Raw genomic sequence first — 6,411 nt, forward strand, 5'->3', positions numbered from 1 at the left:
TGTGACCTTATTTAAAATGATCCCAGCTACTATTGTCTAATATGACAAGCTGCTCATGGTGAGTAAAAACGATCTCTGGTTCTTTATGCATAGGTAGGCTAGTAGATAAGTTATTAGATAGGCCACCAACGACATCAGTGGTCTTGGTAATTGCGTTGACTTTACCAATTTCAAAACACGATAACGATGACTCGCTCCCCTGAATTGCTAACTGATCCTTTAGTAAAGCAAGTTTATGAGGAGAAATAGTAAACAATAACTCATAGTCATCGCCACCATTAACAGCAAACTGCCATGCCTGTGAAAGCGTAATATTACCTGATTTTATTTCTTCAAGCATCGCATTAGATAAAGGCAAATCCTGTAATCTTATTTCAGCACTACATTGTGATTGCTTTAAAATATGCGCTAAATCTTGATTCAATCCGTCAGAAATATCGATGCAACTAGAGGCGATCCCCACTAATAATGCGCCCATATCTAACCTTGGCTCGGTGAACTCTAAGGCATCGATAAAAGCTTGAGGGTCATCAAGTGATAAGACTTGTTGCTGATTGTCTGATTGCTGCTGTTGCAATTTTATAGCTAACCCTAGTGCCCCATTCCCTAAACAGCCACTCACACAAATAATATCACCTGCTTGAGCCTGTTTACGTGTTAATGCTTGTCCTGATTTGATGACACCTTTCGCGGAAACTGTTATTGATAAAGGCCCCTTAGTCGTATCGCCACCAATTAATTGCACATTATACTTATCTGCTAACGTAAAAAAACCGCGACAGAATTCAGCCAACCAAGGTTCATCTATGTTCGGTAAAGTAATAGCGAGTGAAACCCACCTTGCTGTCGCCCCCATTGCAGCGAGATCACTTAAGTTAACTGCTAATGATTTATAACCTAGGCGATAGGGATCTACATCTTCAAAGAAGTGTACGCCACTGACTAAACTATCCGTTGTGACGGCAAGTTGATAGCCATTGGCGATATCTAAAATCGCACAATCATCTCCAATGCCAATCACCACATCCTTTGCGGACTGGGTCTTGCGCTGGAAATAACGTGAAATAATGTCAAACTCACCCTTGCTCATTTTCTTTTTAATGACAATTTAGGTTTAGTTGCTGGGTTGTTTTTTGATGCCGAAGTCGTTTTTGCATTTTTATTCACAAATACCTTCTTGGCTTTAGGCGTTGATTTAAAATCTGTTTTTTCACCTTTCCCATAATACGGGTTGCTATCGTTACTCTGATTCTGACGAGATAATTTAGCGCTATTCGCATCATCGCTCGACTGTTGAGATTTAGGCAAAGTCGTATTGATAGCTGTCTTTGAAGAGCCTGCCACAGCTGCATTAATGTCAGCCATTTCCTGATCTGATAAATTACGCCATTGCCCCGCTTTTAGATTATTAAGTGTAACGTTCATGATCCGCGTTCTTTGCAGACGTGTCACTTCATACCCTAAATACTCACACATACGACGTATCTGGCGGTTTAAGCCTTGCGTTAGAATAATAGTAAATACAAAACGACTTTCAACTTTAACAATACAGGGTTTAGTGATCGTATCTAAAATTGGTACACCACGTTGCATTCTGTCAACAAAGCGTTCACTTAATGGGGTATCTACTGTGACACGGTATTCCTTATCATGCGCATTTTCTGCACGTAATATTTTATTAACAATATCGCCATCACTGGTTAAAAAGATAAGTCCCTCAGAGGGTTTATCTAAACGACCAATAGGAAAAATACGTTCTTTATGTTTGATTGCATCAATGATATTTCCGTACACATTTCGTTCAGTGGTACAGGTGATGCCAATCGGTTTATTGTAAGCAATATAAATACGATCAGATTTATTTGTCGCAATTTTATTGATACGTTTACCATCAACAAAAACTTCATCTCCGGGTTGCACTTTAGTGCCAAGTTCAGGAACTTGCCCATTAATTTTAACGCGGCTTTGTTCAATTAATTTATCAGCTTCGCGTCGAGAGCAATACCCCGAATCACTGATAAATTTATTAAGACGTTTCTCGATATCTTGACTCACAGTAAACCCCAATATTATTTATTTTATGACTACATACCCATCGTACTTCAAGATCTTGGTCTCGCGCTAACTTACCTATCAGTACATATGCAATACTAACAATCATTGCCCAACTTGATTGTTGCAATCTAAAAGCGATGCATGAATTCAAGTAACTAAGTTCTTGTAACTAAGTTCAAGTAGGTAAGTTCAGTAGCTAAATTCAGATAACCGGACACAATAAAGCTAATACCAATCTGCTCTGCTGCTATCAACAGTATTATAAAATCGCAAAAGAATATTACTAAGCAAAATAGGCTTCTAGGCTAGCTAACTAAAAAGCTAATCTGTCATTTTATGCCTAGTATCTTGGGGCGAGTTTTACTACTGACTTTACAAGTTGAAGTGCCATGAATATAAAACGCTATATTAAAGCATAACGGAGAAGTTAACGGAAATGAAATGCACTGCGATTAACACAATCGCATCGATAAACACTAAAAGCAGCCAAATAGCTTACTTTGCCTTACTTTGCCTTACCTAGCTATACCTTTCAGAACTGGAGAGGCTAACTTCGTATTTTATTTGTGTTCAAGTTTTATCTGTGTCCAGGTTTTATCTGGTCGCCAACTATTCACCCAAGAAGGTAATTTAGCAGCCGGCATCGGTCTTGCAATACCGAAGCCTTGTGCAAAGTGACAGCCTAGACGCAATAATGCAACACCATGTTGTAACGTTTCCACTCCTTCAGCAATGACTTCTCGTTTAAAGGCTTTAGATAATCCCATGACACCTTCAACAATAGAAAGGTCATCAGGATCATGTAACATATCACGAATAAAAGTCTGATCTATTTTGATCACATCCACAGGCAACTGTTTCAAATAAGTAAGGGAGCAATACCCAGTACCAAAATCATCAAGTGCAAATCCGACACCAAGCTTAATACAGTCAGACATGATTTTTGAAACCTTCTTGATGTCAGCAAGCGCACTCGTTTCTAGTACTTCTAATTGTAATGAGCTTGGATCAACATCTGGGTGTGCATTCAATATCTCTGATAAGCGCTGAACAAAGTTATTTTGTTGTAACTGCAATGCATCAATATTGACACTGATAGTGGTATGTAGGCCTATTTTTTTCCAATCTGATATTTGTGTCAGTGCACTATCAATGACCCATTCGCCAATAATAATGGTCAATTCATGGCGATCAACTATCGGTAAAAAGTCATCTGGAGAAAGTAACCCTCTTTCAGGGTGAATCCAACGGAGCAATGCTTCTACTCCGATCATTTCACCACTTCGCATATTCACTTTAGGTTGATAATACAAAATAAATTCATTCTTTTGCAAAGCAACACCAATACGAAGTAAGTTCTCATGTAAACTTTTTAACGCTATATCCTGCGCCATATCAAATAGATGATAACGATTTTTACCTTCTTGTTTTGCACTATACATAGCTTGGTCTGCATGGCGTAAAAGTTGCTCTGCATCAACGCCATCGTGGGGATAAATAGTGACACCTACGCTAGCTGAAACATTAATAGTTAAATGTTCGATGGCAACAGGTGCTGACACTGATTTTAACAACCTCTCTAATAAAGGTTCACAGGCTTCCGGTGTCTCCAAGTTAACCAATACTGCGACAAACTCATCACCACCAAAACGAGATAACGTATCTTCATCGCGCAGTGTTTTTTGCATCCGCTGTGAAATTTCAACTAATAATTTATCGCCAACATCGTGCCCATGAAAGTCATTAATCGCTTTAAAATTATCTAAATCGAGAAAAACGACCGCTAATGAAAAATTGTTACGTTTACATAAGCGCATTGCTTGTTTTAAACGATCTGCTAGCAAGCTACGATTTGGTAGATTCGTTAAAACATCATATTGCGCAATATGCTCAAGCTGCTTTTGATGTGCTTTAATAGCAGCAATATCAGTATAGAAGGCAATATAATTTTTCACTTTACCAGCATCATCTGACACGGTACTGATAGTTAATAAATGAGGTACAATATCGCCATTTTTACAACGGTTCCAAATTTCTCCGGTCCAATACCCTTGATGATAAATTGCTTGCCACATTTCATGATAAAAATCATCCGAGTAATGTCCTGATTTAAAAATATTGGTTTTTTTACCAAATACTTCATCGCTTGAGTAACCAGTTAAGTGAGTAAAAGCACTATTTACTTCAATAATATGATTTTTTTCATCGGCAATAATAATTGCTTCTTTAGCATGCGTGAACACACCTGCAGCTAGTTTTAATTTATCTTCAGCTAATCGACGGTCAGTGATGTCCACTCCCACAGCATAAATTCGCTGTTGCTCTACGGAAGCTGTTGCAGACCACATAATTAAACGATATTTTCCTTGTTTATTCATGTATCTATTTTCAAAAGAGTAAGTGTTCTCTCCTGCTTGTAAATTGATCGTTTCTGACACTGTTTTACCGATATCATCAGGGTGGATTAAATCGAAAAAATTACTATTCAATAATTCTTCACGACTAAAACCAAGTATCGACTGCCACCCTGTATTAGCCTTAAGAATCAAACCATCGAAACTCGCTATTACATGTAAATTCATCGGTAGTTTAAAAAACTCATTTAATGTATCGCGATTGTGTTTATCAACCGTCATATCTTTCACAAAAGCGCCCATTCCGGTTACTACTCCGAGGCTATTAAGTATCAGGGTGTTATACCAATTGCAATAAATGGTGTGCCCATCTTTAGTGATATTAGATATGCTAAATTGCTTCCCTCCTTGATGACCTAATAGTGAATCATAATAGGCAAGAAACTCACTTCGTAAATCAGGTGCAACAATTAGGCTTACAATATTTGAACCAATAGCCTCTTCGGAAGCATAACCAAAGATCGCTTGTGCTGCATGATTCCACTCAGTACAGATAAAATTAACATCCCATGCTATTGAGCCTAATGGGGTATTTCGTAAATGTCTTGATAAACTGGCTTCGCTTTCCCTTAAAAATAACTGGCTATCTTTAAGTTGTTGTTCAGCTTCTAGTCTCGTTTTGGCCATTGCAGAAAAGTTTTTTTGTAAATCAATAAGCTCCTTGGTTTCGCCAACAAAATCTAAATCTGTTTTTTCACCTAGTTCAAGTTGTTTACTGGAGACTTCAAGTGCTTTAATTGGTTTTAAAATATTTTCCCTTATTACCCAGACTGCAAATAAAGTGATCAATAAGATAAAGCCTACAAGAAATATAGTAATGCGTGACAATCTTGAGTCGATAATCGCTAATTCATGATCAAAGGGTATACCTACGATAAATCGTACAGCTTGATCATTAACTTCAGAACTTAGTTTTCTATTAACAAAGATCCTCATGTAACCATTTTGATCTTTTCTTATTTGGGTTTGTTGAGCAGATGTTGCTTTACTAAAACTTGGAATATCTTTAACTGATTTCCCAATGATCGCTTTATTTTCAGGATAGTTAGCAATTATTTTGTCATTAACGTCAGTGATATAGGCAACGGTATTTACCGGTAAATGCGTAGATTCTAACTTTTTACTCCACCATTCCAGTGATACCACAGCAACGGCCACCGCAACAAGCTGATCTGTTTTAGTATCAATCACAGGATAAGCAAAGTTAATACTGGTGGTCTGGCTAGCTCTATCAAATTGAAATTGACCGATGGCAAAGGACCGCTTAGATATCGCCTTTTGAATATAAGGTCTGTCAGCGACGTTTACAGGCGTCGTTAAAGGATGAGCATTACAGAGTAATTGACCTTTTATGTTAGGGACCCCAAGATTGACATAGGACTCAGATAGCTGCTCGATATCAGATAAAAAAGCATTACATTCTGCGGAATCAGGGGTTAATAACTGAGGATATTTAGATAGTCGTTTTAAGAATTTTTCAGTTTCATCAATAATTTTTATTTGTTCCGCTGCCATATAATCAACAACATCAATCGCACGTAATCTAGCAGTTTCGATGGCACTACTGCGCTCTTGAGTTGCTTGAAAAAAAACAGCAATAAATCCCGGCAATATAATCATAAAAATTAAAAATAATAATCGAGATTTTAATGAATGGAGAAAAGTGAGCATTTATCTATTACCTTACTCAACATAACGCAATGACTGCATTAATATAAAAAGAACTCACCAAAAATACTGATAAAGGGGAAACGAGCAACGTAACAAATAAAGATAATAGGCCCACCTCATCATTCACAACACAGCCTTGGTTTAAGTTTAACTTTAACTTTAACTTTAACTGACTAGGTTATTTCTTAATTAATCTTGAACTGTTCATTTCTGCTGTAAATAAAAAGCTGTCCCATTCTCTATTTTTCTGTATTGATTATTCATATCATTT

At 37.3% G+C, this 6,411-nt stretch carries 3 protein-coding genes; all 3 read right to left on the bottom strand.

Annotation, left to right across the window (positions count from 1 at the left end):
• Positions 1–7 precede the first annotated feature (7 nt).
• A complete protein-coding gene (thiL, locus tag MT390_RS19190; protein ID WP_499442788.1) occupies positions 8–1,090 on the bottom strand; it encodes a thiamine-phosphate kinase in 1,083 nt (360 codons plus the stop codon).
• Positions 1,087–2,055: a 23S rRNA pseudouridine(2604) synthase RluF gene (gene rluF, locus MT390_RS19195; RefSeq protein WP_499442790.1), complete on the bottom strand. Its 969-nt coding sequence runs from the start codon at positions 2,053–2,055 to the stop codon at positions 1,087–1,089. The genes thiL and rluF overlap by 4 nt, the downstream gene beginning before the upstream one ends.
• 560 nt (positions 2,056–2,615) lie before the next feature.
• Entirely contained in the window at positions 2,616–6,140 is a 3,525-nt protein-coding gene (locus tag MT390_RS19200) for an EAL domain-containing protein (protein ID WP_499442791.1), read from the bottom strand.
• Positions 6,141–6,411: the final 271 nt, after the last annotated feature.

This window comes from Vibrio sp. 2-Bac 85 (genome assembly GCF_037546705.1).
In the GTDB taxonomy this organism is placed as follows: Bacteria; Pseudomonadota; Gammaproteobacteria; order Enterobacterales; family Psychromonadaceae; genus Psychromonas.

Excerpts from the sequence above, each read along its gene's own strand:
- thiL (WP_499442788.1), bottom strand. The coding sequence starts at position 1,090 with ATGAGCAAGGGTGAGTTTGACATTATTTCACGTTATTTCCAGCGCAAG.
- MT390_RS19200 (WP_499442791.1), bottom strand. The coding sequence starts at position 6,140 with ATGCTCACTTTTCTCCATTCATTAAAATCTCGATTATTATTTTTAATT.